The 25,388-nt window shown below is 55.9% G+C and carries 24 protein-coding genes; 17 read left to right on the top strand and 7 right to left on the bottom strand.

Annotation, left to right across the window (positions count from 1 at the left end; all coding sequences use genetic code 11):
- Nucleotides 1–27: 27 nt before the first annotated feature.
- A complete protein-coding gene (locus tag PAT9B_RS21005) occupies nucleotides 28–1,074 on the bottom strand; it encodes a bifunctional transcriptional activator/DNA repair enzyme AdaA (protein WP_013511284.1) in 1,047 nt (348 codons plus the stop codon).
- Complete coding sequence (locus PAT9B_RS21000) at nucleotides 1,058–1,834, bottom strand: isocitrate lyase/phosphoenolpyruvate mutase family protein (RefSeq protein WP_013511283.1); 777 nt, start codon at nucleotides 1,832–1,834, stop codon at nucleotides 1,058–1,060. The genes PAT9B_RS21005 and PAT9B_RS21000 overlap by 17 nt, the downstream gene beginning before the upstream one ends.
- Nucleotides 1,835–1,988: 154 nt before the next feature.
- On the opposite strand from PAT9B_RS21000, the gene PAT9B_RS20995 reads away from it, so the two are divergent.
- From PAT9B_RS20995 to PAT9B_RS20985, 3 genes are all read left to right on the top strand, one after another.
- Nucleotides 1,989–2,726 carry a metallophosphoesterase gene (locus PAT9B_RS20995; RefSeq protein ID WP_013511282.1) on the top strand — a complete coding sequence of 246 codons (738 nt, stop codon included), beginning with the start codon at nucleotides 1,989–1,991 and terminating at the stop codon, nucleotides 2,724–2,726.
- Between the two features lie 49 nt (nucleotides 2,727–2,775).
- Nucleotides 2,776–3,303 carry a GNAT family N-acetyltransferase gene (locus PAT9B_RS20990; protein ID WP_013511281.1) on the top strand — a complete coding sequence of 176 codons (528 nt, stop codon included), beginning with the start codon at nucleotides 2,776–2,778 and terminating at the stop codon, nucleotides 3,301–3,303.
- Between the two features lie 149 nt (nucleotides 3,304–3,452).
- On the top strand, nucleotides 3,453–4,172 hold the full coding sequence (locus PAT9B_RS20985; protein ID WP_013511280.1) for a dienelactone hydrolase family protein: 720 nt from the start codon (nucleotides 3,453–3,455) through the stop codon (nucleotides 4,170–4,172).
- Between the two features lie 3 nt (nucleotides 4,173–4,175).
- Here the strand turns inward: PAT9B_RS20985 and PAT9B_RS20980 are convergent, their stop codons facing one another.
- Nucleotides 4,176–5,345, bottom strand: a complete 1,170-nt coding sequence (locus PAT9B_RS20980; protein ID WP_013511279.1) for an ROK family protein — start codon at nucleotides 5,343–5,345, stop codon at nucleotides 4,176–4,178.
- 253 nt (nucleotides 5,346–5,598) lie between these two features.
- Here PAT9B_RS20980 and PAT9B_RS20975 point away from each other — a divergent pair, with 253 nt between their 5' ends.
- Genes PAT9B_RS20975 through PAT9B_RS20955 form a run of 5 tightly spaced genes read left to right on the top strand, consistent with a single transcriptional unit; the run spans nucleotide 5,599 to nucleotide 10,628 of the window.
- Entirely contained in the window at nucleotides 5,599–6,846 is a 1,248-nt protein-coding gene (locus PAT9B_RS20975) for an extracellular solute-binding protein (RefSeq protein ID WP_013511278.1), read from the top strand.
- A 9-nt stretch (nucleotides 6,847–6,855) separates the two neighbouring features.
- Nucleotides 6,856–7,764: a carbohydrate ABC transporter permease gene (locus PAT9B_RS20970; RefSeq protein WP_013511277.1), complete on the top strand. Its 909-nt coding sequence runs from the start codon at nucleotides 6,856–6,858 to the stop codon at nucleotides 7,762–7,764.
- Nucleotides 7,754–8,593, top strand: a complete 840-nt coding sequence (locus tag PAT9B_RS20965) for a carbohydrate ABC transporter permease (RefSeq protein ID WP_013511276.1) — start codon at nucleotides 7,754–7,756, stop codon at nucleotides 8,591–8,593. The genes PAT9B_RS20970 and PAT9B_RS20965 overlap by 11 nt, the downstream gene beginning before the upstream one ends.
- Nucleotides 8,590–9,537: a carbohydrate kinase family protein gene (locus PAT9B_RS20960; protein WP_013511275.1), complete on the top strand. Its 948-nt coding sequence runs from the start codon at nucleotides 8,590–8,592 to the stop codon at nucleotides 9,535–9,537. Before PAT9B_RS20965 ends, PAT9B_RS20960 begins: the two co-directional genes overlap by 4 nt.
- Before the next feature lie 2 nt (nucleotides 9,538–9,539).
- Nucleotides 9,540–10,628 carry an ABC transporter ATP-binding protein gene (locus tag PAT9B_RS20955; protein WP_013511274.1) on the top strand — a complete coding sequence of 363 codons (1,089 nt, stop codon included), beginning with the start codon at nucleotides 9,540–9,542 and terminating at the stop codon, nucleotides 10,626–10,628.
- A 200-nt stretch (nucleotides 10,629–10,828) separates the two neighbouring features.
- Here PAT9B_RS20955 and bamA read toward each other — a convergent pair whose 3' ends face one another.
- Together bamA and PAT9B_RS20945 are read right to left on the bottom strand one after the other, a co-directional pair.
- Nucleotides 10,829–13,267 (bottom strand): outer membrane protein assembly factor BamA, encoded by a 2,439-nt coding sequence (gene bamA, locus PAT9B_RS20950; protein ID WP_013511273.1) that lies wholly within the window; start codon nucleotides 13,265–13,267, stop codon nucleotides 10,829–10,831.
- Nucleotides 13,268–13,498: 231 nt separating this feature from the next.
- A complete protein-coding gene (locus PAT9B_RS20945; protein WP_013511272.1) occupies nucleotides 13,499–14,908 on the bottom strand; it encodes an MFS transporter in 1,410 nt (469 codons plus the stop codon).
- A gap of 115 nt (nucleotides 14,909–15,023) precedes the next feature.
- On the opposite strand from PAT9B_RS20945, the gene PAT9B_RS20940 reads away from it, so the two are divergent.
- The gene (locus PAT9B_RS20940; RefSeq protein WP_013511271.1) at nucleotides 15,024–15,881 is read left to right on the top strand and encodes a helix-turn-helix transcriptional regulator; all 858 of its coding nucleotides are present in this window, start codon (nucleotides 15,024–15,026) and stop codon (nucleotides 15,879–15,881) included.
- Here the strand turns inward: PAT9B_RS20940 and PAT9B_RS20935 are convergent.
- Entirely contained in the window at nucleotides 15,868–16,770 is a 903-nt protein-coding gene (locus tag PAT9B_RS20935) for a LysR family transcriptional regulator (RefSeq protein WP_013511270.1), read from the bottom strand. The genes PAT9B_RS20940 and PAT9B_RS20935 overlap by 14 nt on opposite strands.
- A 98-nt stretch (nucleotides 16,771–16,868) precedes the next feature.
- Here PAT9B_RS20935 and PAT9B_RS20930 point away from each other — a divergent pair, with 98 nt between their 5' ends.
- A complete protein-coding gene (locus PAT9B_RS20930) occupies nucleotides 16,869–17,873 on the top strand; it encodes an NAD(P)-dependent alcohol dehydrogenase (protein ID WP_013511269.1) in 1,005 nt (334 codons plus the stop codon).
- 44 nt (nucleotides 17,874–17,917) lie between these two features.
- On the opposite strand, the gene PAT9B_RS20925 is transcribed toward PAT9B_RS20930, so the two are convergent.
- Nucleotides 17,918–18,136: a hypothetical protein gene (locus PAT9B_RS20925; protein WP_369700787.1), complete on the bottom strand. Its 219-nt coding sequence runs from the start codon at nucleotides 18,134–18,136 to the stop codon at nucleotides 17,918–17,920.
- 341 nt (nucleotides 18,137–18,477) lie between these two features.
- Between PAT9B_RS20925 and PAT9B_RS20920 the strand changes: the two genes are divergently transcribed.
- From PAT9B_RS20920 to PAT9B_RS20890, 7 genes are read left to right on the top strand one after another with little or no spacing between them, the layout of a single operon-like run.
- Complete coding sequence (locus PAT9B_RS20920; RefSeq protein WP_013511267.1) at nucleotides 18,478–19,344, top strand: MurR/RpiR family transcriptional regulator; 867 nt, start codon at nucleotides 18,478–18,480, stop codon at nucleotides 19,342–19,344.
- Between the two features lie 8 nt (nucleotides 19,345–19,352).
- Entirely contained in the window at nucleotides 19,353–19,928 is a 576-nt protein-coding gene (gene ddpX, locus PAT9B_RS20915) for a D-alanyl-D-alanine dipeptidase (RefSeq protein WP_013511266.1), read from the top strand.
- 13 nt (nucleotides 19,929–19,941) lie between these two features.
- Entirely contained in the window at nucleotides 19,942–21,504 is a 1,563-nt protein-coding gene (locus PAT9B_RS20910; RefSeq protein WP_013511265.1) for an ABC transporter substrate-binding protein, read from the top strand.
- Between the two features lie 45 nt (nucleotides 21,505–21,549).
- A complete protein-coding gene (locus PAT9B_RS20905) occupies nucleotides 21,550–22,572 on the top strand; it encodes an ABC transporter permease (RefSeq protein ID WP_013511264.1) in 1,023 nt (340 codons plus the stop codon).
- Nucleotides 22,569–23,462, top strand: coding sequence for a D,D-dipeptide ABC transporter permease (gene ddpC / locus PAT9B_RS20900; RefSeq protein WP_013511263.1), 894 nt, complete (start codon nucleotides 22,569–22,571; stop codon nucleotides 23,460–23,462). The genes PAT9B_RS20905 and ddpC overlap by 4 nt, the downstream gene beginning before the upstream one ends.
- The gene (locus PAT9B_RS20895) at nucleotides 23,462–24,442 is read left to right on the top strand and encodes an ABC transporter ATP-binding protein (RefSeq protein ID WP_013511262.1); all 981 of its coding nucleotides are present in this window, start codon (nucleotides 23,462–23,464) and stop codon (nucleotides 24,440–24,442) included. The genes ddpC and PAT9B_RS20895 overlap by 1 nt, the downstream gene beginning before the upstream one ends.
- Nucleotides 24,435–25,364, top strand: a complete 930-nt coding sequence (locus tag PAT9B_RS20890; RefSeq protein WP_013511261.1) for an ABC transporter ATP-binding protein — start codon at nucleotides 24,435–24,437, stop codon at nucleotides 25,362–25,364. Before PAT9B_RS20895 ends, PAT9B_RS20890 begins: the two co-directional genes overlap by 8 nt.
- The last annotated feature ends 24 nt before the right edge of the window (nucleotides 25,365–25,388 follow it).

The raw sequence follows: 25,388 nt of genomic DNA, 5'->3' as shown, positions 1-25,388 counted from the left end.
CGGATTTATCGTCGGACAGCCGTCTATTTAGCGCGGTTTACGCTCATGTTCAATCAGCCATTTTTTGCGCGCCAGCCCGCCGCCGTAGGCAGTCATCGTCCCCTCTTTACCGATAATGCGATGACATGGAATGACGATGGCTATACGGTTAGCCCTTTTTGCTGCGGCGACCGCACGTACCGCATCAGGTTTGCCAATCTGCACTGCCAGCGCTTGATGATGAGATGTTTGCCCATAGGGAACGGCACAAAGCCCCTGCCAAACGGAACGTTGAAAATCACCGCCTGGCGCATCAAGCATCAGATCAAACTGTTGACGCGTGCCGCCAAAATACTCACCGATCTCTTTTTCCGCTTGTCGGGTATGACAATTTTCCCCTGCAATAATACGTGCTTGAAGCATGCGCTGGAGATCCCGCAATGCCGTCTCCAGCATTGGACGATCAATAAATTCCAGCAGGCACACGCCTCGCTCCGTGGCACAGACCAACATGGGACCCAGTGGCGTAGTGAAACGGTGAATGATAATCACCTGGCTCTGTTCAGTAGGTGCAACGCCCGTAAGCCGTTTATAGGTATAGCCAAAACCGCTTAATGATTCATAGCCATTATCAAACGCCACCTCGGTGGCCCCTCGCCCCCCTTTCAGTTCCTGTAGGGCGATATTCACGCGCTGCATCCGTTGAAATGCCTGGAAGGTAATACCGTGATGCTGGAGAAACCAGCGCCGCACCCGCTCGGGGCTGATGTCGTGCTGACGCAACTCTGCATCGCTGATGCGCATTTTCGGATGGGTGCGCAGCAACTCAAGTGCCTGTTCGATTAATAAGGGCGCGCTGTGCGCATTTTCAGTGGGTCGACACACTTTACAGGGACGAAATCCGGCCGCCAGCGCCGATTGCATGTCACTGTAAAACTCGACATTTTCACGTTTCGGTTTTCGTGCGCGGCACACCGCAAGACAAAATATCCCTGTGGTTTTGACACCGACATAAAACACACCGGTATACTCCGGCGCACGCGCAAGTAATGCCTGATACCAGACATTACACTGCTCATCATCGAGAACTTTCATCAACGAAAATTCCTGCAAATCCCTGTTGTGTCTGGATAATCATCATCAAATCCTTGAGCCTGGCTTGCATGGCTGAATGAACGAAGTTTCCCATAGAAATGCGACTTACACCTGTTTTTTCCAGCCACGCGAAATCAGGAAGACCAGGCATGCACATGACGTTTAATGGCAGAGTAATCTCTTTGACCAAGGTCTCGATAGCCTTTTCTGCCGTCAGACAGGGAACGAACAGCCCGTCAGCGCCCGCAGCGGCATAAAGTCGCGCGCGCGACAACGTTTCCTGCAACGCATGCGCATGGTTAAGCAACCAGGTATCGGTACGGATATTGAGAAAGAGTTGAACCCTCTCGGTGCTCAACGCATGGCGAATATCGGCTAATCTGCGACTAAAGACGGTCGCGTCCTCAAGTTGCCTGATCCCGTTAATAACGTTGCTGTCCTCGAGGTTTATCCCTACCACGCCAAGCTGGGCGAGCCGTGTAAGATGCTGCGCTATTTCATCGGCTGTGCCACCAAATCCCGCCTCAACATCAACAGTTAATGGCAGGTTACTGACGGCTTTAATACGGGTGACGATATAGAGCAATTCATCAAAAGACATTGCCTGCCCGTCTTCATAACCTAACATCGCGGCAATCGCGGCGCTGGACGTACCAAGAGCCTGATAGCCCGCCTGATGTGCCGTGATTGCACTGGCAGCGTCCCAGACATTAGCGATAAGTAACGGTTTCTTTTGATGGTGAAGCGCAGTGAAGTGCATAACTCTCTCCTGTAATAAGTACAGGGCGAATCTAGAGCATCCCAGGATCCCCTCACAACCGAAAAACGGACAACCATTTTTTGACTGCGGTTATAAAATTTGGCTTATTAGTCGGTTATCTAAGCATCTTATTCATGAAATCAGGAGTGAGCTGATGAAGTTAGCCGCGATAGCGGACATCCATGGGAACGTGTTTGCTCTTGATGCCGTGTTGCAGGATATCAACACTCAGGGTGTCGACTTGATTGTCAATCTTGGTGATATCGTTTCCGGCGCACTTTGCCCGGCAGAAACAGCGGAAAGGCTGTTACCACTCAATTTTCCCACGATAAAAGGCAACCATGAGCGGCAATTACTTGAAACCCCTCCCGACAAGATGGGGTTGTCGGACAGCCATGCTGACAGGCACCTGAGACCGGAACACCGGGATTGGCTACGCAGTTTGCCTGCTGAGCTTATGCTTGATGATGAAATCCTGATGGTTCATGGCGTGCCCGGTGACGACAGGATTTATCTTTTAGAAGAGGTGACAACATCCGGCGTCAGGGCATCTCCTCACGCCAGAGTGCAGGCATATGTGGGGGATCAGAACGCTTCGCTTATCCTTTGCGGCCATACCCATATTCCCCGCAGTTTTGCACTGAGTGCAGAATGCCTGATCGTGAATCCGGGCAGTGTCGGATTACAGGCTTATGAGGACGATCATCCCTTTTTTCATCACATGGAAAGCGGCTCACCACATGCCCGCTATGCCATTGTGCAAAAGAACAACAACAAATGGCGCGTGGAGTTCCGCAAGGTCAGCTATAACTGGGACGAGGCAGCCCGCGTTGCCATGGCGCATCATCGCCCGGATTGGGTTAACGCGCTCAAAACAGGGCGAATGTCATAAAGGATTTACGTGCAGCACGTTAAACACGACCAACCATCAGGAGGTAAATTTGCGTCTTGAAACACAGCGCCTGTGTCTGCGGCCCGTTATCGCATCCGATGCGGCCGACCTGTTCAACATTTATGGTGACCCCGCCACCAACCTTTTCAACCCGGCAGGCCCCTATCCGGACATTCACCATGCCAAAACGGTGCTGAGCCGCTGGATTGATCATTGGGAAAACCACGGGTTTGGCAATTGGGCGATCTCGCTTTGCGACCATCCTGACGCCATCATTGGCTTTGGCGGACTGAGTATTCTGCGCTACGCCGATATCTCGATCAATAATCTCGGATATCGCTTTGCTACAACAGCATGGGGTAAAGGGCTGGCAACCGAATTTGCGGCATACGCCGTCAGGCATGGCTTTGAAGTGATTAAACTGAGCGAGATTTGTGCCGTGGTAAGAGGAGACCATCTGGCCTCACAAAAGGTGCTGCAAAAAATCGGACTGCAATATGCGAGGGATATCGACGATGTTGCAGGTGCGCCTCCCAGCCTGCTTTATTCGCTCACGCGGCAAGAATGGCGACGATAAGCCGCGCGAAACCGTGACGCGACGGCCCAAGCCTCAGCGCAGCGACGCCGTTAACATTTCTTGCTGTCACGCGCTGAAATCATTGCATTGCCTGCCAATTCCCTGCACCGTATTCGCTCTTAACCTACTTATTTATCAGGGATTTATTTATGGCAGCCATCACCACTTCTCCCCTCTCTTATCAGGCAAACGGCACCCACTTAACCGGTTCTCTGGTTTATCAAAGTGATGTCAGCAGCCCCCGTCCTGGCATCGTGTTGGCCCCCAACTGGATGGGCGTCACCCGTATGGCCGAAGAGGTCGCGGGAAAAATCGCCGCACAGGGATTTGTGGTGCTGGTCGCGGACCTGTACGGTGCCGGCCAGCGACCGACCTCCGGTGAGGAAGCGGGCAGCATGATGATGGCGGTTAAAGATACGCCAGCAGAAGTGGCGCGCATGCAGGCGGCGCTGGCCGCGTTGCTGGCACAGCAGCAGGCCCCGGTAGCACCAGACCAATTGGCTGCTGTTGGTTTCTGTTTCGGTGGTCATTGCGCACTGGAACTGGCGCGCAGCGGTGCTGAGATTAAAGCCGCCGTGTCGTTCCACGGCTCGCTGGATACCAAAGGTCACTATGCGCTGGATACAATCAAAGGCAGCGTGCTGGTACTGGACGGCGCAGCCGATCCGCTGGCGCCACGTGAGCAGTTAAACGAATTCGTTCGCGAGATGACCGCCCGTCAGATCGACTGGCAGCTGGTGAGCTACGCTGGCGCAGCGCACTCCTTCACCGATCCTGACGCCAATAACCCCGGTGTGTCCCAGTATCACCCGCAGGTTGCAGAGCGTGCGTTCAACCGCATGTTCGCGTTGTTTGCCGAGATCTTTTAATCCTCACTTCATCAGTACCTGAAACTGTGGATTGAATTCATCAAAGATCGGCAGTGCCGCGGCCCCCAGCGCGGCGGTATCGCTGCCGGTCATCCCGGTTTTCAGGCGTGAACCGGTGAGATAGCGCCCACGCACGGACTGGTACAGCGGTGGCAAACGCTGGACGATTTTATCCAGCAGCGTGGCAGGCATCATGCCGCCGATAATCACACTTTCGGCATCAAAAACGCACTCCAGCATATTGATCGCCTGGCGCAGTGGTGCCAGCACGCTGTCGATCCAGCGATCAAACAATGCCGGGTCCACTTCGAGCAAATCGTCCGGCAGCGCACTCATCGGGTCCAGTCCACAAAATTCATAAGCGGCCTGCAACGAAACATAGCGCTCCAGACAACCCTTGTTGCCGCAGTAACACTCACGCCCCTGCGGATCGATAACAATATGCCCCACCTCACCGGCATTGTGCGCATGGCCGGTATAAATATGGCCGTCGGTAAAGATACCCGCTCCCAGCCCGGTGCCGATATAGAGATAAATAAAGGAGTTAAGCTGACGCGCCACACCATGGAAACGTTCACCAATCGCCGCCACCGTCGCATCGTTTTCCAGCGTCACCGGTAAACCGCTCATCGCGGCCAGTTCGGTTTCGATATTGACGTTTTCCCAACCGTTCAGGGTGGTCGGACCGACCGAAGAGATCCCCTCTACCCCGAAAGGTCCGGGCATCACCACGCCAATCCCCAGCACCTTATTCCAGCGCGCGCCAAGTTGCGTTTTGATCTCTGCCAGTACCTCGGCGATGCGCGCTAAAGTGGCATCGGGTTGGGGCTTTTGCACCAGAATAAGGCGACGAAAATGGATTTCACCGGTCAAATCCACCAGCACAATTAACAGCGTTTGATGATCAAGGTGGATACCGATCGACCAGGCGCTGGCGGGGTTTAACGTCACCGGAATCGCCGGTTGTCCCCGTCCCTGCTTGCGCGGTTGGCGGCTGGCGAGTAGCTCCGCTTCTTCCAGTTCCGCCACGATATTGGATACCGTTTGCGGCGTTAACGCCGTCAACCGTGCCAGTTCTGCCCGCGTCAATTCACCATGCAGGCGAATGGCTTCGATGATGACACGGCGATTATGCGCACGCGCGTGTTCCAGATTAGTTCCCGAGGTTTTCATCGTGCTCCCTTAGCTCCCGACGCAATCGCATCAATATCTATGATCGGCTACACATTTTCCACGCTGTTCACCTGACAGACGCAAAAATCTGTGCAGAGTTAAGCGCAGTGGCAAGCGAGATGTATGCCCTGGCACGTCACTTGCTTAAGCTAATCGATGTCAGCCGCAGCAATCTGACAACCTGTGCGCGTTATTAAATCAATCAAATTGATTTAATTAAACACCCTCTTTTTGCATTAAGGCGGAGAAAACCATGAAAACCCGATTCACCCCCACGCTGAAAGGATGTTTTGCAGCCCTGCTGTTAGCGAGCGCGGGAAGCGCCTCAGCGGCCACCACGCTTAATGCGTTGTTTATGACCCAGGCCGCGTATAGCGAAAACGATATCCGCGCCATGACGCAGGAATTTGAAAAAGCGCACCCGGACGTACAGATCAATCTGGAGTTTGTTCCTTACGAAGCGCTGCACGATAAAATCGTCGCCGCACGCGGTGCCGGTGGTAATGGCTACGATGTGGTGTTGTTCGATGCCATCTGGCCTGCGGAATTCACCCGTTTTGACCTGTTGCAGGACGTGAGCAGCCGTATCACCCCGGAAGAAAAATCACAGATCTTCCCCGGCGCGATGAATACCGTGGTGTTCAAGGGGAAAACGCTGGGGATGCCGTGGATCCTCGACACCAAATATCTGTACTACAACAAAGCGATGCTGGAAAAAGCCGGTATCACCACCCTACCTGAAACCTGGCAACAGGTGATGGATGACGCACGCACCATTAAACAAAAAAACATCGTGAAATATCCGTTGGTCTGGAGCTGGTCACAAGCGGAAGCGCTGGTGTGTGACTACACCACACTGGTTTCTGGCTTTGGCGGCAAGTTCTACCAGAATGGCAAACTCGATTTCTCCAGCCCGGCGTCATTGCAGGCGGTGAAGTTGATGAAAAGCTCACTGGATGAAGGTTTGAGCAATCCGGCTTCGCGTGAATACCTGGAAGAAGATGTGCGTAAATCCTTCTCCAACGGCGATGCCGCATTCGCCCTGAACTGGACCTATATGTACAACATGGCGAACGATCCGAAACAGAGCAAAGTTGCTGGTCAGGTCGGCATCATGCCGGCACCGGGCGATGCACCGGGTAAAGTGGGTGCGGTCAACGGTTCAATGGGCTTAGGCATCGCCAAAGGCAGCAGCCATCCGGAACAGGCATGGCAGTACATCAGCTATATGACGTCACAGCCGGTGCAGAATAAATACGCCACGCTGAGCCTGCCAATCTGGAAAAGCTCGTATCAGGATCCTGCGGTACTGAAAAACCAGGAGAGCCTGATCGCGGCGGCGGATAAATCACTCAACGTGATGCTGTCACGCCCGGAAACCGCCGACTATTCGCGCCTCTCGAATACCCTGCAACAGCAACTGCAACAGGTGCTGCTTGGCAGTGTGACACCGGAAGCTGCGATGCAGACGGTGGATAAAAGCGCGGCACGTTTGCATTAAGGGGTCAGTATGCTGAGTTTGCGTCAACGCGAACAGCGGCAGGCATGGGTGCTACTGGCACCCATGTTACTGGTGATGCTGTTGCTCACCGCCTGGCCTCTGCTGCGCACCATCTGGCTGAGCTTCACTGATGCCGCCTTGATTGGCAGCGGTGAAGCCCCCGGCTGGGTTGGGCTGGAAAACTACCTGTATGCCATAACCGATGCGGATTTTCAGACTTCGCTATGGCGCACCCTGTACTTCACCGTGGTGTCGGTGGCGATCGAAGGGGTGATTGGCGTGCTGGTCGCGCTGTTGCTGAACCAGAAATTTGTCGGGCGTAATATCCTGCGCGTACTGGTGATTCTGCCGTGGGCGCTACCCACCATCGTCAACGCGATGATGTGGCGACTCAACTTCAACCCGGACTACGGCAGCATTAACGCCTTGTTGACCCAGTTGGGGATCATTGATGGCTACCGCAGCTGGCTGGGTTCCCCCGATTCCGCCCTCAACGCGGTAATGCTGGCGGATATCTGGAAAAACTATCCGCTGGTAACGTTACTGGTGCTGGCAGCGCTGCAATCCATTCCTGACGATCTCTATGAAGCGGCACGGCTGGATGGCGCATCGGCATGGCGACGTTTTCGCGCCATTACCTTTCCGGCGATTGTCGGTCCGCTCAGCGTCGCCCTGGTGCTGCGAACCATCGATGCGTTCAAGATCTTCGACATCATTTACGTCATGACGCGGGGTGGTCCGGTCGATAGCACCAAAACCCTCAGTTTTTACGTCTATCAGGAGTCATTCAGCTATCTGCGAGCTGGCAGCGGTGCCGCTTACGCCATGCTGATGACCCTGCTGTGCGCCGTGTTGATCACCCTTTACATGTTGTTATTGTGGCGGCAGCGCCGTCGCGGGAGTGCCGATGAAGGCTAAAATACGCACGGTGGCGAAATACTTCGCCGCGCTGCTGGTCGCCGTATCGGTACTGGCACCGATGGGTTGGCTGTTTTTGATGAGCGTCAGCGCCACCAGCGATCTGACGCGCATCCCGCTGGAGTGGCTACCGCGCCAGTGGGATTTCACCCGTTATGGCCGACTGCTGTCGCTGGCACCCGGGCAGCCCGGCACGTTGTTTCTGCATGCGTTGGGCAACAGCCTGATCGTTGCCACTGGCGCTACCGTGATTTGCCTGTTATTGGCGATTCCGGCCGCGTTCAGCTTCTCGCGCTATCGCGGGCGCGACGGCTGGTTGTTTGCCTCACTCGCCATCTATATGGTGCCACCGGTGGCGTTTGTGCTGCCGCTTTACTTTCTGTTGCAGCAGTTTGATCTGCTCAACACCCGGCCCGGCTTGATCATCGTTTATTGTTCGCTGATTTTGCCCTTCCTCACCTGGATGCTGAAAAACCAGTTCGACACCCTGCCCCAGGACATCGAGCAGGCCGCGCGTCTGGATGGTTTACGCGTGTGGCAGGTACTGCTGCGTATCACTCTCCCGCTGGCAAAACCGGTACTGGGCGCTGCGGCGCTGTTTGGCTGGCTGCTGGCGTGGGATGAATTTTTCTATGCCCTGCTGTTCACCAGCAATATCGCTGCGCAAACCCTACCGGTAACCATTGCCGGTTTCACCGCCGGACGCGCCACGGATGACGGTTTGATTGCGGCGGTCGGGATTCTGGCTTCAGTGCCACCCCTGTTTATTGCTATCTGGCTACAAAAAACCCTGGTAAGCGGCCTTGCCAGCGGGGGGAGTAAGGGATGATCAACACAACCACCGCCACCCTTTACGTGGTGGGCAATATCAATGTCGATTTAATTATGGGCACGCTTGATCAGTGGCCACAACGTGGCACTGAGGTGATGGTCAAACACAGCGAGTTACGGCCCGGCGGCTCGGCAGGCAATTGTGCGCTGGCACTGGAAGCAATGCAGGTACGCCATCGCGCCATCGCCAATCAGGGCGATGATGGCCTCAGTCAGTGGCTGGCCAGCCATTTTCCCCACAGCGCCGCCCACTGGCCGCGCAGTCAGTGCGAAACCTCGCTGACGGTGGGTGTTACCCACTCCGATCACGAGCGCTCGTTTATCAGTAACTACGGCCATATCGTGCAGCTCACCGCGCAGCAGGTGCTGGATCAACTGCCAGAACAGGCGACCTGCGGCGATATTGTCTTGCTGTGCGGCACCTTTCTCTGCCTGCATCTGTATCACGACTACCCGGCGTTACTCACCGAGCTGCGCCAGCGCGGTTATCTGATCGCCGTCGATACCGGCTGGCCGCCGCAGAACTGGACAGAGCAAGTCCGGCAAGAGATTGCCCGCTGGTTGCCGCTGTGCGACTGGTTGTTGCTTAACGAAGTCGAAACCCTCGGTCTGGCGGCACAGGAAGATCTTGCCACTAGCGCGGCACAGTTGGCGCAGCAATTAAGCGGCCACGGCGGTTGCGTCGTGAAATGCGGGGAACAGGGTGCGCGTTGCTGGCAACGCGATCAACAGTTTAGTCAACCGGCCCGACCGGTAACGGTGGTCGATACCATCGGCGCAGGTGATAGCTTTAACGCCGGGTTTCTCACCGCCCTGCTACATCAACAGAGCGCCGCCCAGGCGCTGCAATGGGGTATTGCGGTAGCCGCACTGGCGATCAGCACCGCACCACGTCGCTACCCTAACTGGCAACAACTCCAACTTTCGGCAAAGGAACAATAACCATGGCCAGTGTTGAACTGATCAAAGTCGCCAAACGCTACGGCAAACAGTCGGTGCTGCATCCGCTCGATCTGACCATTCCCGATGGCAGCTTTACCGTGCTGGTCGGGCCGTCCGGCTGTGGGAAATCCACACTGCTACGCTTGCTGGCCGGGCTGGAAAGCCTGACCGAAGGTGCCATCCTGATGGATCAGGTACAAATCAATGATCGCGACCCGGCTGACCGTGATATCGCGATGGTGTTTCAAAGCTATGCGCTTTACCCGCATCTGACGGTCGCCGAAAACCTGGCGTTTCACATGCAGGTGAAAAAGGTCAAACGCGAGGAGCAGCAGAGCAAAATTCAGCGCATCGCCGCTATTCTCGGCATCGACCAGCTGCTGCAACGCTATCCACGGGCGCTCTCCGGCGGGCAACGGCAACGTGTGGCCATGGGCCGCGCGATGGTGCGCAATCCGCAGGTGTTCCTGTTTGATGAACCGCTCTCCAACCTTGATGCGCAGTTACGCATGGAGTTACGCGCAGAGATTAAATCGCTACATCAGCGCTTCAAAACCACCATGGTGTACGTCACGCACGATCAGGTCGAGGCGATGACGCTGGCAGATCAGATTGTGGTGATGCAGGCCGGGCACATCGTGCAGCAAGGTGCGCCGTTGGAGATTTACGATCGCCCCGCCAACACCTTTGTGGCCCGTTTTATCGGCTCACCACCGATGAATTTGTTGCCTGCGCAGTTGATCACGCATGATGGCGTTCCTGGCGTGCAGTGCCAGGATCTATGGCAACCCTTACCGGCACGCTGGCATGCCGTGGCGCACGCACGCGACGGGGAGCGGATCACCATCGGCTTACGTCCGCACGATCTGCGTGAAGTGAGCAATGGCGCAGCAGCGCGGGTGAATGTCGTGGAAATTACCGGCGAATCCACCCTGCTGCATCTCGACTGGCACGGCCATGCGTTGCATATGCAGATCGCCGGACGCCATGCCGCCAACAGCGGTGATGAATTGATGCTCGGTTTTAATAGCGAGAAAATACATCTGTTTGATGCCGAGACCGGTTATCGCTTAACCGAGTCCGGGCACTGAAAATAAAAAAGCCACCCTCAAAATGAGGGTGGCGAAATAAAATTCAGTTAATTAAAAACGCATAACAACGATGTTTTCGCGAACCCTCTTTCCCTAAGCATTGCACGATTTACTATTTTACCTTTTAATCCGCTTTCGTCTGTCTTCTCTGTTTAAAGAAACTGTAAAAGCCTTTTCACTATTTAACAGACTGACGACAGTTACCACGTTTTACCAATATTAAACTGGAACTGTTCAGACTTATCGCCTTCATATTTCTTGATTGGCACCGCATAAGAGAACACCAATGGTCCCAGTGGCGACTGCCATTGCAGCGCCAGACCGCTGGAAACACGGATATTGTTCGGGTCACCGTAATCAGGAATACCGGCAGCGCGCGTCGCGGCGGTATTTTCCCACTTGGTATCCCATACCGTACCGGCATCAACAAACACCGACGTGCGCAGTGAACTTTCATAACGTTCGCTGACAAACGGCGTCGGCACAATCAGCTCGGCACTGGCGACCGCCATAGCGTTACCGCCCACCGCATCATCGGATTTGGTTACGGCACAATTACTGTAGCTGCTTTCACTGCCGGTACAGCTGTAATACGCCGCTTTCGGACCAATGGTGTTCGAGGAGAAACCACGCACCGAACTGGAACCACCGGCGTAGAAGTTATCGTAGAACGGCACTTCTTTACCACCCAGACCATCGGCATAACCTGCTTTGGTACGTCCCATCAGCACCCAGCGGTGATCGCTGCTGAGCGGGAGATAAGCGTTGGCACTGAGCGTGCTTTTGTAATAGCTGTTGGTTGATCCCGGAACGGTGACTTTGGTGTTAAACCCTGCCGTCACACCCGAGGTCGGGAAGAAACCACGGTCCAGTGAGTTATAACCCCAGCCCACATTCCAGAACACGTCATTGGCGCTGAAGGTGTTGGAACTGGTGGCGTAATCATCGTCATCATCGTCATCGGTTTCGATCACTTTGGGATGCACGCCCACTGAATCCAGATAACGCCACATCGCCACCTGCGGTGCCATATTGCTGACACGGTTGTATACGTAATCAAACCCGGTATTGATGCTGTTGTTTTCGCTGATCGGGAAACTTAAGGTGGTGCCCGCGCCTAAACTTTTCAGCGTATATTCAGACAGATCGTCATCATCCGCTTTATAGTCGTTGTAGAACAACTTGCCGCCGAGACTGACACCATCCACCGTGAAGTACGGATTGGTGGCAGAGATTTCGACATAGGTCTGATAATCGTTTTTGGTGCCGCTAAAACCAACGGTATTACCGGTGCCCATCCAGTTATCCTGGCTCACGCCAAGCTGGAAACTGACCCCGCTGTCAGTGCCGTAACCCACGCCGATGTTGAAGGAACCGGTGTTACGTTCTTTCACTTTGTAGACCACATCGACCTGATCCGGGCTGCCAGGCACACGCTGGGTGTCGACATCCACGCTTTCAAAATAACCGGTACGGTTCAGACGCTCTTTACCCTTATCGACCAGGTTATTCGCCAGCCATGCCCCTTCCATTTGGCGCATTTCGCGGCGCAACACCGAGTCCTTCGAGGTATCGTTGCCTTCAAAACGCACCTTCCGCACATAGAAACGGTTGCCAGCATCAACATTGACATGCAGTTTCACCGTCTTATCCGCATCGTTAATTTCCGGCTGGGTGCTGACCTGCGGGAAGGCATAACCATAGCGACCTAACAGATCTTTGATCGCATTTTCATTCTGGGTAATCTTCGCACCGCTATACAGACCGCCTTGCGGGATCTGCGCCAGTTTTTCGATCTCCGCCGAGTGACCGGCTAAATTACCATTCACCTCCACGCCGCTGACATGATACACATCGCCTTCGTGAATATTGACGGTGATGTAAATACCTTTACGGTCCGGCGTCAGGCTGACCTGGGTCGAGTCGATATTAAAGCGGGCATAGCCACGGTCGAGATAATAACTGCGCAGCGTTTCCAGGTCGCCAGCCAGTTTCTGTTTCTGGTATTTTTGATCGGCGATGAAATTCCACCACGGCACGCTGTCACGTAATTGGAATTGCGTGATCAGTTCATCATCAGAAAAAGCGTGGTTGCCAACAATATTGATCTGCTGGATTTTTGCCGAGACGCCTTCGGTAAAGATAAATTTCAGGTCGACACGGTTACGTGGCAACGGGGTAACCACTGCTTTGACGCTGGCGGTATATTTACCCACGCTGTAGTAAAAATCTTCCAGCCCTTTTTCAATCGAAGAAAGTGTGGTGCGGTCCAGCGCATTACCGACACTGACGCCGGACGCTTCCAGATTTTGTTTCAGTTGATCTTCTTTGATGGCTTTGTTGCCGGAGAACGAGATGCTGGCAATCGACGGACGTTCCCTCACTTTAATCAACAGCGTATCGCCATCACGTAGCACCTGCACATCTTCAAAGTTGCCGGTGGCAAACAGGGCACGAATGGTATTTTTGATATCGTCATCGTTAACACGATCACCGACACGCACTGGCATACTCAGCATCGCCGCACCCGGTGCGACACGCTGTAATCCATCAAAATGAATATCCCTGAGGGTGAAATCATCTGCACCGAAGGCAGTGGTGGTCACCATAAAGAGTAACCCGGTTAACATCTTTTTCATCTGCTATGAGCCTGCCGCTATTCCTGTGCCTGTGGCGATTGCCTTGATTCCCGCACCACAAAAAACGGGCTGAACACAGGGTTCAGCCCATTGGTAGTGGCGTTATGTTCCGGAAAAAAGACCGCTTAGCCAAAGGTAAATTCAGTGCGGCAGGCGTATTTTCGGTTATTTTACAATAAGCTGAAAATCTACTGCTGAAATGACCTCACAAGAATTACGCCCCAGAAACAATTAGCATTCAGTTGCGACCGGTTGAAACGAGCGACGACTCAGACTGGTTAACACCACCAGCACCGCCATTAACATCCATTCGACAATCAGCGTGCCGGTAATCGCCGTCAGATGCGTGCCATGTGACCAGATTTGCGTAAATACACCGCCCAACAACATTGGCCCCAAACCGAGCGCTGACTGCTGCACGGTTGACAGCATCGCGCTGCCTGCGCCCGCCTGATGATGTGGCACACCGGTCATGCCAATGCGATAGAAGGTGCTGACAATAAACGACTGACCAAAACCGATCAGTACCGTCGACGGGATCAGGGTGACAATGCCCACCTGCGGCCAGGCAAATTGCAGCGTGGCGATCAGCAGCAACAACCCCAGCATCTGAATAGCGCAGCCGGTCAACAGCGTGACGCGCTTACCAAAGCGTTCCACCATCCGGGTGCTTTGCATCGAGCCAATAAAATAGGCAACACCAAGCGCAATAAACGCATTACCCGACTCAAAGGCACTCAACCCCAAGCCGGATTGTAGCGTCAGCGCTACCGCAAACATAAAGCCGCTCCAGCAGGAGAAGAACAGCACCGCCATGCTTAAACCAAATCGTACCCCTGGCAGACGCAACAGTGACGGCGGCAACAGCGGTGCCCCTTGTGAGGCCTCCAGCCGCAATGAGCTTTGACGCAGGCGATGCAGAAAGAGCGGGAACAGCGCCAGCAATAAGATGCACGGCCACGACCAGTGCAACACCGGCCCCAACGCCAGCGCCAACATCAGACAACCTACCGCACCAGCCAGCAGTAATGTCCCGCTGACATCAATCGCTACGCGCTGGCTATTGTGGGTTTCCGGCACAAAGCGGCGCGCGGTCAACAGCACAAACAGGCAGATCGGCAGGTTAATCAGGAATACGCTACGCCAGCCGTAACCGCCGATATCCGCTTTGATCAGAAAACCGCCCAGTACCTGACCAACAATAAACGCCAGCCCGCCGATACCGCCATACAGGCCAATAGCGCGCGCATGCGCCCTGCCTTTCAGCGTTACGTGTAGTGTGGCGAGGATTTGTGGCACGATAAATGCAGCACCTACCCCTTGTAGTGCGCGGGCGAACATCAGCATGCCGACATGACTGGCAATGCCGCATAACAGCGAGGCCAGGCCAAATGTCCACACGCCCGCCAGAAATACCCGGCGGCGACCATAGTTATCCCCCAGTCGGCCCCCCATCGCCAGACAGATGGCGAAGGCGATACCGTAAACCGCGACGATTAACGCCAGCTCAATCGGCGTGGCGCGCAGGCTATGCGCCATCGCGTCGAGCGCGACGTTAACAATTGAAAAATCGATCATAGGCAGCAGTTGCCCGGACAGCAGGACCACCAATCCTGCCCGTTGAAGTTGCGATGATTGCATCGGTTTACCCTTGTTTTTGTCTTCAGTGAGGCATAGCATCTCCTAACCATTAAACGGGTACCAGTGCTTGTTTATCATGGTATAAATTCTACCTGTCTCCTCAGGAGTGCCCTTGATGCTTACCGCACAGCCCGCCACCAACGCCGCCAATCACAACCGTAAATTGCTCGGGACATTTCTGCGCACGCGGCGCGAAAACCTTGACCCCAATCGCCTTGGCCTGCCACGCATGCGCCATCGCCGTACTCCGGGTCTGCGGCGTGAAGAAGTGGCTCAGCTAGCCGATGTGGGCGTGACCTGGTACACCTGGCTGGAACAGGGGCGCGATATCAAAGCGTCGCCGAAAACCCTGACCGCTATCGCCACGGCCTTGCAGTGCAATGATGTCGAAACCCAGCACCTGTTTTCCCTTGCCGGACATAACCTGCCATCGGTGCGTGTAGCAGCAGCTTGTTGCAAAATTGCCGAACATAACCAACGGATGCTGGACGCGATCCAGTTACCCGCCATCATTGAAACCCCGCGTTTCGATATTCTTGGCTACAATGCCGCCTGGTGTGCGCTGATGGGCGTCGATATGACGGCGATCCCACTGGAGGATCGCAACTGCATCTGGCTGGCGTTCAATCATCCCGGCTGGCGTGCAGCCATGGCCGACTGGGAAGAGGTGATGCCGCAGATGGTGGCGATGTTTCGTGGACAGATGGGAGAACATCTTGGCGATCCGCACTGGGAAAGTTTTCTGGCCCGGTTGCTGGCCAGTTCCGATGATTTTGGCCGCACCTGGCAGCGCTATGAACTGGGCAAGGTGGAAAACCGCGTGAAGCGTTTCCGGCGAGACAGCGTCGGAGAAATGACGTTGCGCCAAAACAACTGGTGGTCAGCATCGCGCAACGGGGATCGCTTGTTAGTGTATGTGCCGGATGATGAGGTGAGCGCGGCGGCATTACAGCAGTTAATTACCAGCGCTTAACGGCAAACCAGCGCGTCAGCCAGTCAGTCAACGCCGCCACCTTAGCCGACTGCAACTGGCTGGAGGGTTTCAGCAACCAGACACCGTCTTCACCCACTGGCTGCCAGTCCGTCAGCACCGGCACCAGTACGCCTTCAGCCAGTTCGCGATGTACCAGCCAGTCGGCGACCATCAGTACCCCATGCCCACTCAACCCGGCAGCAATCAGCGTATCGGTATCATCGCTCTCAAATCGCGTTTTTACCGGTATGGAGACGGTGTGGCCTTGCTGTTCCAGCCGCCACTCCGGCCAGGTCGACATCGGGGTGAACCCCAGACAATCGTGCTGACGTAAATCATCTGGCACCTGCAACGCAGGGTGATCGTGCAGATATTGCGGTGTAACACACAACAACCGGCGTGTCGGTGCCAGTTTACGCGCGGTTAAGCGATTATCGGCCAGCGCACCAATCCGCATCGCCATATCAAAGTTATCGGCAATTAAATCGGCGTAGCGATCGCTACACTGCAATACGATACGAATATCCGGATAGTGCCGCAGAAATTCCGGTAACGCCTGCGCAACCCAACGACGACCAAAAGCCGCTGGCACCGTCAGTCGTATCGTGCCTGCCGGGCGCGCCGCCAGCAAACGGGCTTCTTCCTCAGCCTCACGCAAGAGTTCGTCGGCCAGTTCAATCTTGTGCCGATAGCGTTGTCCCTCTTCTGTTGGCCGGATACGCCGCGTGGTACGTTCAATCAGCCGGATGCCCAGACGTTTTTCCAGCGCGGCAACACGACGAGAAATCACCGAGACATCCCGCCCCAACGCACGTGCACCCGCACTAAAGCTGCCCGCGCGCACTACCGCCAGAAATGCTTCACGTTGACGAAAATCGTCATCCTGCATTATTGCACCCCACGCAATGATCATTTGTGAATTGCGATGATTATAGCGCCTCATTCTGCGTCAGGATGGCAGCAGATGCCAATAACGGAGAACGCTATATGCAAGCCATACAACTGACAGCCCCTTCCCTCGACGCCCTCCGCTTCACTGACTTGCCGTGCCCTGCACCCGGCTACGGTGAGGTGCTGATTCGCCAGCACGCCGTCAGCCTGAACTACCTTGATTTAGCCCTGGCAACCGGCCAGTTCGGCAACATTGAACATCCCCTGATCCCCGGGGCGGATAGTGCAGGAGAGATTGTCGCGCTGGGTGAAGGCGTGAGCGGCTGGCAACCCGGAGAACGCGTGGCGCCGGGGATGATGTTTAGCTGGCATGCTGGTGCAATCCAGCCCTGGCACCTCGCTTCACATCGCGGCGTCAGCAGCAATGGCGGGTTATCGTCATATGCGGTTGTCAACGCCGATTCATTGGTGCGGGTGCCGGACTTCCTGAGCTGGGAGCAAGCCGCCACCTTACCCATCGCCGCGACCACTGCGTGGAATGCCATCGTGAAAGGCAATGTTCGCCCGGGCAGCACCGTGCTATTACTGGGTACCGGCGGCGTCAGCCTGTTTGCGCTGCAATATGCCAAAGCGGCTGGGGCGCGAGTCATCATACTTTCCTCATCCGATGCCAAACTGGAACGCGCCAAAGCACTGGGTGCTGATGAAGGGATTAACTACCGCCACACCCCGGACTGGGACCAAAGGGTGCGTGAGCTGACCGACGGACTGGGCGCGGATTTGGTACTGGAAGCCGTGGGTGGTGCCACCTTCGCCAAATCCATCAATGCCGCCGCTTTCAACGCCACGATTTTTGTCATTGGCTTTATCGGTGGCGCAGAGCTGGCGCTACCGGTGCTCCCCATCATGCAGAAAGTGCTGCATATCATTGGCAACAATACCGGTTCAACTGCTGACCTGCGTGCCGCGGTACGGGCCATTGAGACGCACAAAATCCAGCCGGTGATTGATCGGGTGTTTGATTTTCGTGACGCGGTAGCAGCTTATCGCTATCTGCAAGCCGCCGGGCATGTGGGGAAAGTGGTGATCAGGGTTGAGTAATGACATCCTCTCCCGTCATCCACGGGAGAGGGATAGAATGAGCGCTAGCCAACATGCCTTGCCCGCTGTAACGCATGACGGAACTGACTAACGTCGTGCGGGTACCAGCAGCGACGTGACAGGGGAGCATCCTCATCCACCGCTTCCGGCAGCGGCAGTTTTTCCAGCGTACCCCGATTGCAGATTGCACGAGCAAGGGTTGCTGAGGGGACGCCCAGATAGCGCGCCATTTCCGGTAATGTCATAACTGAAGTGCGCATCATAGCCTCCTATATCTCCTGTGTTTCGATCTCCATCTTGAGCCACCAGTAGTAAGTTTTATTGATTTTGGTCAGTTTAGAATTTAATTCGGGACAAAAAATAACCAACTCGCGCTTTCACTTCAGTGAAATCAAAAATATCCGAGCCACAGCACAGAATCGTCTTAATCCCCTGCCGTGTTGCACCAAAAGTGAACTACGCTGCACAAATGTTGATCTGTTGTTAATTCACCCACCGTCGATTTCGCAGGTGTGACGCGCCCTGCCGCGTTGGCACGCGTTCTGCATTGTTATCCCACTAACAGGATGTCACCCAATGACAACTCGATAACATTGAGGCCGTGATGACTGCTAAACCCGAATTGATCGCGCGCATTGAAGCCAGTTTCAGTCTGCAAACGCCAAGTGCCAAGCGTGTCGCCAGTTGGTTGCTGACGCACAGCGCTCAGATCCCGTTTGAAACGGCAGACAGTATCGCCCAAGCCACCGGCACCACCGGGATTACGGTGGGACGCTATCTGCGCAAGCTCGGTTATCGCAATCTGGACGACGTTAAGCAAAGCCTGCGGGATGTTCCCTCCAGCCCTTATCAGGCCTGGGGCATGAATGAACGTCTTGATGCCTGGCAGCAGCAGCACCGACTGCCGCGCCGCTCGCAACAGTCACTGGAACTGGAGCTGGACGCTATCCAGCACGTCTACCAACTGGCGCAAAGCGAGGTGTTTCAGCGTGTGGTGCAACAACTGACTCACGCCGATGCGGTGTTTGTGCTGGGTATTCAGTCTACCCGCGGCATCGCGAATGCTTTTTTTAGCCATCTGGAGTATCTGCGACCGCGCGTCAGCTACGCCGAGGGGCTATCGGGGAGTTGGGTCGAGTCCCTCAATTCCGGCTTTGAGCGTCCGTATGTGGTACTTACCGATACCCGAGCCTATTCCGCCATCGCCCGCCAGTACTGTCGCGTGGCTTGCGAACAGCAGGTGCAGCTTGCGCTGATTACCGATATCTGGTGTCCGTGGGCACGCGACTTCCCGCTGGATTTATTACAGGTGAAAACCGATACCGGCCATTTCTGGGATTCGCTGGCACCGATCACCTGCCTGTTTAACCTGCTGTTGTCAGGCGTCGTCGAACAACTGGGTGACCACCTTGCCGCCCGGCTGGCGGCAAACCGTCAATTGCAGCAGGAATTTGGTCAATTTGAACGTTAAGGGTTGCTATGTCTGACAATTGTGAACTGGTTGATCTCACGGCGCGTTTTCCGCAATTAACCATCGATATGAAATATGCCACGGCTGATAACCTCACCGGGCGTCCAATTTACCGCGAGGCGCGTTGCCTGCTGCATCCCGATGCCGTGCCCGCACTGGCAAAAAGTATCGCCATTGCGGCACTGGCCGGTTTTCAACTGCGCGTCTATGACGCGTATCGCCCGCGCCAGGCGCAGGCGCTGTTATGGCAAGCCTGCCCCGACCCGCAATATGTCGCCGATCTTACGCTGGGTTCCAATCACAGTCGGGGCGTCGCCATTGATGTCACCCTGATGGACCACACGGGGCACATCCTCGATATGGGCGCGGGCTTCGATGAGATGCATGAACGTTCCCATCAATATCACCCTTCCGTGCCCGTCGCCGCACAGCGTAATCGCCTGTTGCTCAACGCGATTATGTTTGGCGGCGGCTTTGTGGGTATGAGCAGCGAATGGTGGCACTTCGAACTGCCAGATGCGCTGCGTTATCCGCTGCTTGACGATCGTTTTTCCTGTTACGACAACACCTTCCTTTCCTGTTAACTGGAGCTTTGCGATGAAGACGACACACCTGTTACGTTCGCTGTTACGTCCGGCCCTTTTGACCAGCGCGCTGGCGCTCGCTGTGCCTGGCGTACAGGCGGCCGTACCGAAAGATATGCTGGTGATCGGCAAAGCCGCCGACCCGCAAACCCTTGACCCGGCGGTCACCATTGATAATAACGACTGGACCGTCACCTACCCGGCTTATCAGCGCCTGGTGCGCTACAAAACGGTAGAGGGCAAAGGTTCTACCGAAGTGGAAGGGGATTTAGCCACCAGTTGGCAGGCTTCGGAAGACCAGAAAACCTGGACCTTCAAACTGAAAGAGAATGAAAAATTTGACGATGGCAGCGCCGTGACCGCCGATGCGGTAAAAGCCTCGTTTGAACGTCTGTTGAAAATCAAACAAGGCCCGGCCGAAGCCTATCCGGCAGATCTGAAGATCGATGTGGTTGACCCACATACCGTGAAATTCACCCTCAGCCAGCCTTTTGCCCCCTTCCTTTACACTCTGGCAAACGATGGTGCATCGATCATCAATCCCGCCGTGTTGCAGGCACACGCCGCCGATGATGCGCGCGGTTATCTGGCAGAGCACACCGCCGGTTCCGGCCCCTTTATGCTGAAAAGCTGGCAGAAAGGGCAACAATTGGTGCTGGTGCCCAACCCACATTACGCCGGGGATAAGCCCGCGTTTAAACGCGTGTCGGTGAAAATTATCGGTGAAAGCGCCTCACGCCGCCTGCAACTGTCACGTGGCGACATCGATATTGCTGACTCGTTGCCCGTGGATCAGCTCACCGCGCTGAAACAGGAAGGCAAAGTCGCGGTGGCGGAATACCCGTCGCTGCGCGTCACCTATCTGTACCTCAACAACAGCAAGGCACCGATGAATCAAGTCGACCTGCGCCGTGCCATCTCCTGGGCCACCGATTATCAGGGCATGGTGAAAGGCATTCTCAGTGGCTACGGCAAACAAATGCGCGGTCCGATCCCCGAAGGAATGTGGGGCTATGATGCCTCCGCCATGCAATACAGCATGGACGAAGCCAAAGCCAAAGCCGCGCTGGATAAAGTACCGCAGAAACCGGCCAGCCTGACGTTCCTCTACTCGGATAACGATCCCAACTGGGAACCCATTGCCCTGTCGACCCAAGCCAGCCTGAGCAAGATCGGCGTCAATGTGAAGCTGGAAAAACTCGCCAACGCCACCCTGCGTGAACGTGTCGGCAAAGGCGATTACGACATCGCGATCGGCAACTGGAGTCCGGATTTCGCTGATCCCTACATGTTTATGAATTACTGGTTTGAGTCAGATAAAAAAGGGCTGCCGGGCAACCGTTCCTTCTATGAAAACGCCGAGGTCGACAAGTTGCTGAAAAGCGCGCTGGCGACCACCGATCAACAGGCGCGTACCAAAGATTATCAGCAGGCAGAAAAAATCGTGATCGACGAAGCCGCCTACGTTTATCTGTTCCAGAAGAACTACCAACTGGCGATGAACAAACAAGTCAAAGGCTTTGTGTTTAACCCGATGCTGGAACAGGTGTTCAACATCGCCAACATGAGTAAGTAAGTCACTAACGCGCGGCGTCGGTCACGACGCCGTCAGGGAGCGCCGATGACACTCTGGCAAATTTTACGCCAGCGCTGCTGGGGACTATTCCTCGTAGTGGCTGGTGTCTGTGTGATCACCTTTATTATCTCGCATCTGATACCGGGCGATCCGGCGCGCATGCTGGCCGGGGATCGTGCCAGCGAGGCGATTGTGCAACATATTCGCCAGCAGCTTGGGCTGGACCAACCGTTATGGGTGCAGTTCGGACGCTATGTGATGGCGCTGCTGCATGGCGATCTTGGTACCTCAATTCGTACCGGGCGGCCGGTGCTGGAAGAGATGCGCACCTTCTTCCCTGCCACGCTGGAGCTGGCCTGTTGTGCCCTGCTGCTGGCGTTGCTCATCGGTATCCCGCTGGGCGTGCTGTCGGCGGTGTATCGCAATCGCTGGCTCGACCATCTGGTGCGCTTGCTGGCCATCACCGGCATCTCTACTCCGGCCTTCTGGCTCGGGCTGGGAGTGATCGTGCTGTTTTACGGTCATCTGCAACTGCTGCCCGGGGGTGGACGGCTGGATGACTGGCTCGATCCCCCGACGCGCATCACCGGTTTTTACACCATTGATGCGCTACTGGCAGGCGACAGCGAGGTGTTTTTCAACGCGCTGCAACACCTGATTTTGCCGTCGCTGACGCTGGCATTTGTCCATCTCGGCATTGTGGCGCGTCAGATACGCGGTGCGATGCTGGAGCAACTCAGCGAAGACTATATTCGCACCGCGCGCGCCAGTGGTTTGCCGAATCGGGTGATTATTTTGCGCTACGCGTTGCCGAACGCGCTGATCCCGTCCGTTACCGTGCTCGGGCTGGCGCTGGGCGACTTGTTATACGGGGCGGTACTGACCGAAACGGTGTTTGCCTGGCCGGGGATGGGGGCGTGGGTGGTGGCTTCAATCCAGGCGCTTGATTTCCCGGCGGTGATGGGGTTTGCCGTGGTGGTGTCCTTTGTTTATGTGCTGGTCAACCTGGCGGTGGATCTGATCTACCTGTGGATCGACCCGCGCATCGGTCGCGGAGGTGACGCATGATGATGACGCAAGTCGAACCCCGGGTACGCCCGCATCGCCGCTGGCAGGCCAGCCTGAAACGCACCTTCTGGCTCCTCAGACAAAGCCCACTGACCTTAGTCGGGGGCATGATTATGCTGCTGATGTTGCTGCTGCTGGTTCTGTCGCCGTGGCTGGCTCCCTATGATCCCAACGCGTTGGACCTCACCGCACGCTTACAAGCGCCCTCGGCGTTACATTGGTTTGGCACCGATGAAGTGGGCCGCGATCTGTTCAGCCGCGTGCTGGTGGGGAGTCAGCAATCTATGGTGGCAGGCTTGATGGTGGTGGTGATTGCGGGCGGCATCGGCTCCCTGCTCGGCTGCTTTTCCGGGGTGATCGGCGGACGCGGTGATGCGCTGATTATGCGGCTGATGGATATTATGCTGTCGATTCCTTCGCTGGTGCTGACGATGGCGCTGGCGGCGGCGCTCGGCCCAAGTCTGGTCAACGCCATGCTGGCGATTGCGATTGTGCGCATTCCCTTTTATGTGCGCCTCGCGCGCGGTCAGACCTTGATTGTACGCCAGTTCACCTATGTTCAGGCCGCCCGCACCTTTGGTGCATCACGCTGGCACCTCATCAGCTGGCATATCTTACGCAATGCGCTGCCTCCGCTAATTGTGCAGGCATCACTGGATATCGGCAGCGCCATTCTGATGGCGGCAACGCTGGGGTTTATCGGCCTGGGGGCGCAACAACCCACCGCCGAATGGGGTGCGATGGTAGCGGTCGGCCGTAATTACGTGCTCGACCAGTGGTGGTACTGCACCTTTCCTGGCGGTGCCATTCTGATCACTGCGGTCGGGTTTAACCTGTTTGGTGATGGTCTGCGTGACCTGCTCGATCCGAAAACCGGAGGACAGCACTGATGGTGACTCAGGTACTCTCAATGCGTGACGTGCAGCTGAACTTCCCCATCTATCAAGGGGAGGTGCAGGCGCTTAATCATGTGTCACTGAATGTCGGACGTGGTGAGATTGTGGGTGTGGTGGGTGAATCCGGCTCCGGCAAATCGGTGACGGCGATGCTGGCGATGCGCCTGTTGCCGGAGGGACGTTATCGCGTAACGCAGGGGGAAGTGACGCTGCTCGGTGAAGACATGTTGCGTGCCAGTGAAAAACAGCTGCGTCAGTGGCGTGGCTCGCGCGTGGCGATGATCTTTCAGGAGCCGATGACGGCGCTGAATCCGACGCGCCGTATCGGGCGGCAAATTGTTGAGGTGATCCGCCATCACCAGGCGTTAACCCGTAAAGCGGCACAACAAAAAGCCATCAGGCTGCTGGAGGAAATGCAAATCCCCGATGCCGCCCAGGTGATGAAGCGCTATCCGTTCGAACTGTCGGGCGGCATGCGCCAGCGCGTGATGATCGCGCTGGCCTTTTCCTGTGATCCCACGCTGATTATCGCCGATGAACCCACGACCGCGCTGGATGTCACGGTACAACTTCAGGTGCTGCGTCTGCTGAAACAGAAGGCACGCACCAGTGGCACCTCGGTGCTGTTTATCAGTCACGATATGGCGGTGGTGTCGCAGTTGTGTGACCGGTTATATGTGATGTACGCCGGCAGCGTGATTGAACAGGGTGCCACGCAGGATTTGATTCGCCATCCGGTGCACCCCTATACCCAGGGATTGTTGCAGTGTGCGCCGGAACAACGCGCACCCCGCTCAACGCTGCCCGCAATCCCAGGCACTGTGCCGAATCTGGCACATCTCCCCAGCGGATGCGCGTTTCGCGAACGCTGTTTCGCCGCCGGACCGCGTTGTAGCGAAACCCCCACGCTGCAACCCTGCGGCAGCCAGTTCGCTGCCTGCTGGTATCCGCAACAGGAGAACGCTTATGTCTGAGATGCTGCTGGAACTGCGCGATGTGCACGTGAATTTCCCGCTGCGCCGCAACTGGCTGGGGCGTATCACCGAACAGGCCCATGCCCTGAATGGCCTCGATTTGCAGCTAAAACGCGGTGAAACGCTGGGTATTGTCGGCGAATCGGGTTGCGGCAAAAGTACCCTCGCCCAGCTATTGATGGGGATGTTGCAACCGCAGCAGGGCCAGTGCCAGCGCGCCGCCCCCGCATCGGGCACCATGCAAATGGTGTTTCAGGACCCGCTGTCATCACTCGATCCGCGCTTACCGGTGTGGCGTATCATCACCGAACCAGTGTGGATTCAGCAGCGCATGAAAGCGGCGGCGCGCCGCCAGCTGGCAGCAGAGCTAGCGCAACGGGTGGGGATTCGCCCGGAATACCTTGATCGCCTGCCGCACGCCTTCTCCGGGGGGCAGCGCCAGCGAATCGCCATTGCCCGCGCCCTCTCCTCCAATCCGCAGATTATCGTGTTGGATGAACCGACCTCCGCGCTGGATATCTCGGTACAGGCGCAGATCCTCAATCTGTTGGTCACGCTCCAGCAGCAGCGCAATCTGACTTACGTACTGATTTCGCATAACGTCTCAGTGGTGCGTCATATGAGCGATCGCGTGGCGGTGATGTATCTCGGGCAGATTGTTGAACTGGGCAAAGCAGACCAGGTCCTGACGCGCCCACAGCATCCCTATACGCAGCTGTTGCTGGCCTCAGTGCCTGACATCCATCAACCGCTGGCGGAACATATCGCGTTACGCAAAACGGATTTGCCGGGTAACCGTGTGTTACCCGACGGCTGCTATTTTCGCGATCGCTGCCCGCTGGCACAGCAGGCTTGTGGCACCCCTCAGCCATTGCGGGTAGTGGCAGAAGAACGCGCGGTGCGCTGCTGGCAGGTGGAATAACCCGTAGCGGCGCGATTTATCGCG

It is taken from the genome of Pantoea sp. At-9b, from assembly GCF_000175935.2.
In the GTDB taxonomy this organism is placed as follows: Bacteria; Pseudomonadota; Gammaproteobacteria; order Enterobacterales; family Enterobacteriaceae; genus Pantoea.
The sequence above is the reverse complement of the archived record's forward strand: the minus strand, read 5'-3'. Positions and strand labels throughout refer to the sequence as shown.

Bases quoted from the DNA above. Each gene is read 5' to 3' on its own strand.
- PAT9B_RS21005 (WP_013511284.1), bottom strand. From the start codon at position 1,074: ATGAAAGTTCTCGATGATGAGCAGTGTAATGTCTGGTATCAGGCATTA.
- PAT9B_RS21000 (WP_013511283.1), bottom strand. From the start codon at position 1,834: ATGCACTTCACTGCGCTTCACCATCAAAAGAAACCGTTACTTATCGCT.
- PAT9B_RS20995 (WP_013511282.1), top strand. From the start codon at position 1,989: ATGAAGTTAGCCGCGATAGCGGACATCCATGGGAACGTGTTTGCTCTT.
- PAT9B_RS20985 (WP_013511280.1), top strand. From the start codon at position 3,453: ATGGCAGCCATCACCACTTCTCCCCTCTCTTATCAGGCAAACGGCACC.
- PAT9B_RS20980 (WP_013511279.1), bottom strand. From the start codon at position 5,345: ATGAAAACCTCGGGAACTAATCTGGAACACGCGCGTGCGCATAATCGC.
- PAT9B_RS20975 (WP_013511278.1), top strand. From the start codon at position 5,599: ATGAAAACCCGATTCACCCCCACGCTGAAAGGATGTTTTGCAGCCCTG.
- PAT9B_RS20970 (WP_013511277.1), top strand. From the start codon at position 6,856: ATGCTGAGTTTGCGTCAACGCGAACAGCGGCAGGCATGGGTGCTACTG.
- PAT9B_RS20965 (WP_013511276.1), top strand. From the start codon at position 7,754: ATGAAGGCTAAAATACGCACGGTGGCGAAATACTTCGCCGCGCTGCTG.
- PAT9B_RS20960 (WP_013511275.1), top strand. From the start codon at position 8,590: ATGATCAACACAACCACCGCCACCCTTTACGTGGTGGGCAATATCAAT.
- PAT9B_RS20955 (WP_013511274.1), top strand. From the start codon at position 9,540: ATGGCCAGTGTTGAACTGATCAAAGTCGCCAAACGCTACGGCAAACAG.
- bamA (WP_013511273.1), bottom strand. From the start codon at position 13,267: ATGAAAAAGATGTTAACCGGGTTACTCTTTATGGTGACCACCACTGCC.
- PAT9B_RS20945 (WP_013511272.1), bottom strand. From the start codon at position 14,908: ATGCAATCATCGCAACTTCAACGGGCAGGATTGGTGGTCCTGCTGTCC.
- PAT9B_RS20940 (WP_013511271.1), top strand. From the start codon at position 15,024: ATGCTTACCGCACAGCCCGCCACCAACGCCGCCAATCACAACCGTAAA.
- PAT9B_RS20935 (WP_013511270.1), bottom strand. From the start codon at position 16,770: ATGCAGGATGACGATTTTCGTCAACGTGAAGCATTTCTGGCGGTAGTG.
- PAT9B_RS20930 (WP_013511269.1), top strand. From the start codon at position 16,869: ATGCAAGCCATACAACTGACAGCCCCTTCCCTCGACGCCCTCCGCTTC.
- PAT9B_RS20925 (WP_369700787.1), bottom strand. From the start codon at position 18,136: ATGATGCGCACTTCAGTTATGACATTACCGGAAATGGCGCGCTATCTG.
- PAT9B_RS20920 (WP_013511267.1), top strand. From the start codon at position 18,478: ATGACTGCTAAACCCGAATTGATCGCGCGCATTGAAGCCAGTTTCAGT.
- ddpX (WP_013511266.1), top strand. From the start codon at position 19,353: ATGTCTGACAATTGTGAACTGGTTGATCTCACGGCGCGTTTTCCGCAA.
- PAT9B_RS20910 (WP_013511265.1), top strand. From the start codon at position 19,942: ATGAAGACGACACACCTGTTACGTTCGCTGTTACGTCCGGCCCTTTTG.
- PAT9B_RS20905 (WP_013511264.1), top strand. From the start codon at position 21,550: ATGACACTCTGGCAAATTTTACGCCAGCGCTGCTGGGGACTATTCCTC.
- ddpC (WP_013511263.1), top strand. From the start codon at position 22,569: ATGATGATGACGCAAGTCGAACCCCGGGTACGCCCGCATCGCCGCTGG.
- PAT9B_RS20895 (WP_013511262.1), top strand. From the start codon at position 23,462: ATGGTGACTCAGGTACTCTCAATGCGTGACGTGCAGCTGAACTTCCCC.
- PAT9B_RS20890 (WP_013511261.1), top strand. From the start codon at position 24,435: ATGTCTGAGATGCTGCTGGAACTGCGCGATGTGCACGTGAATTTCCCG.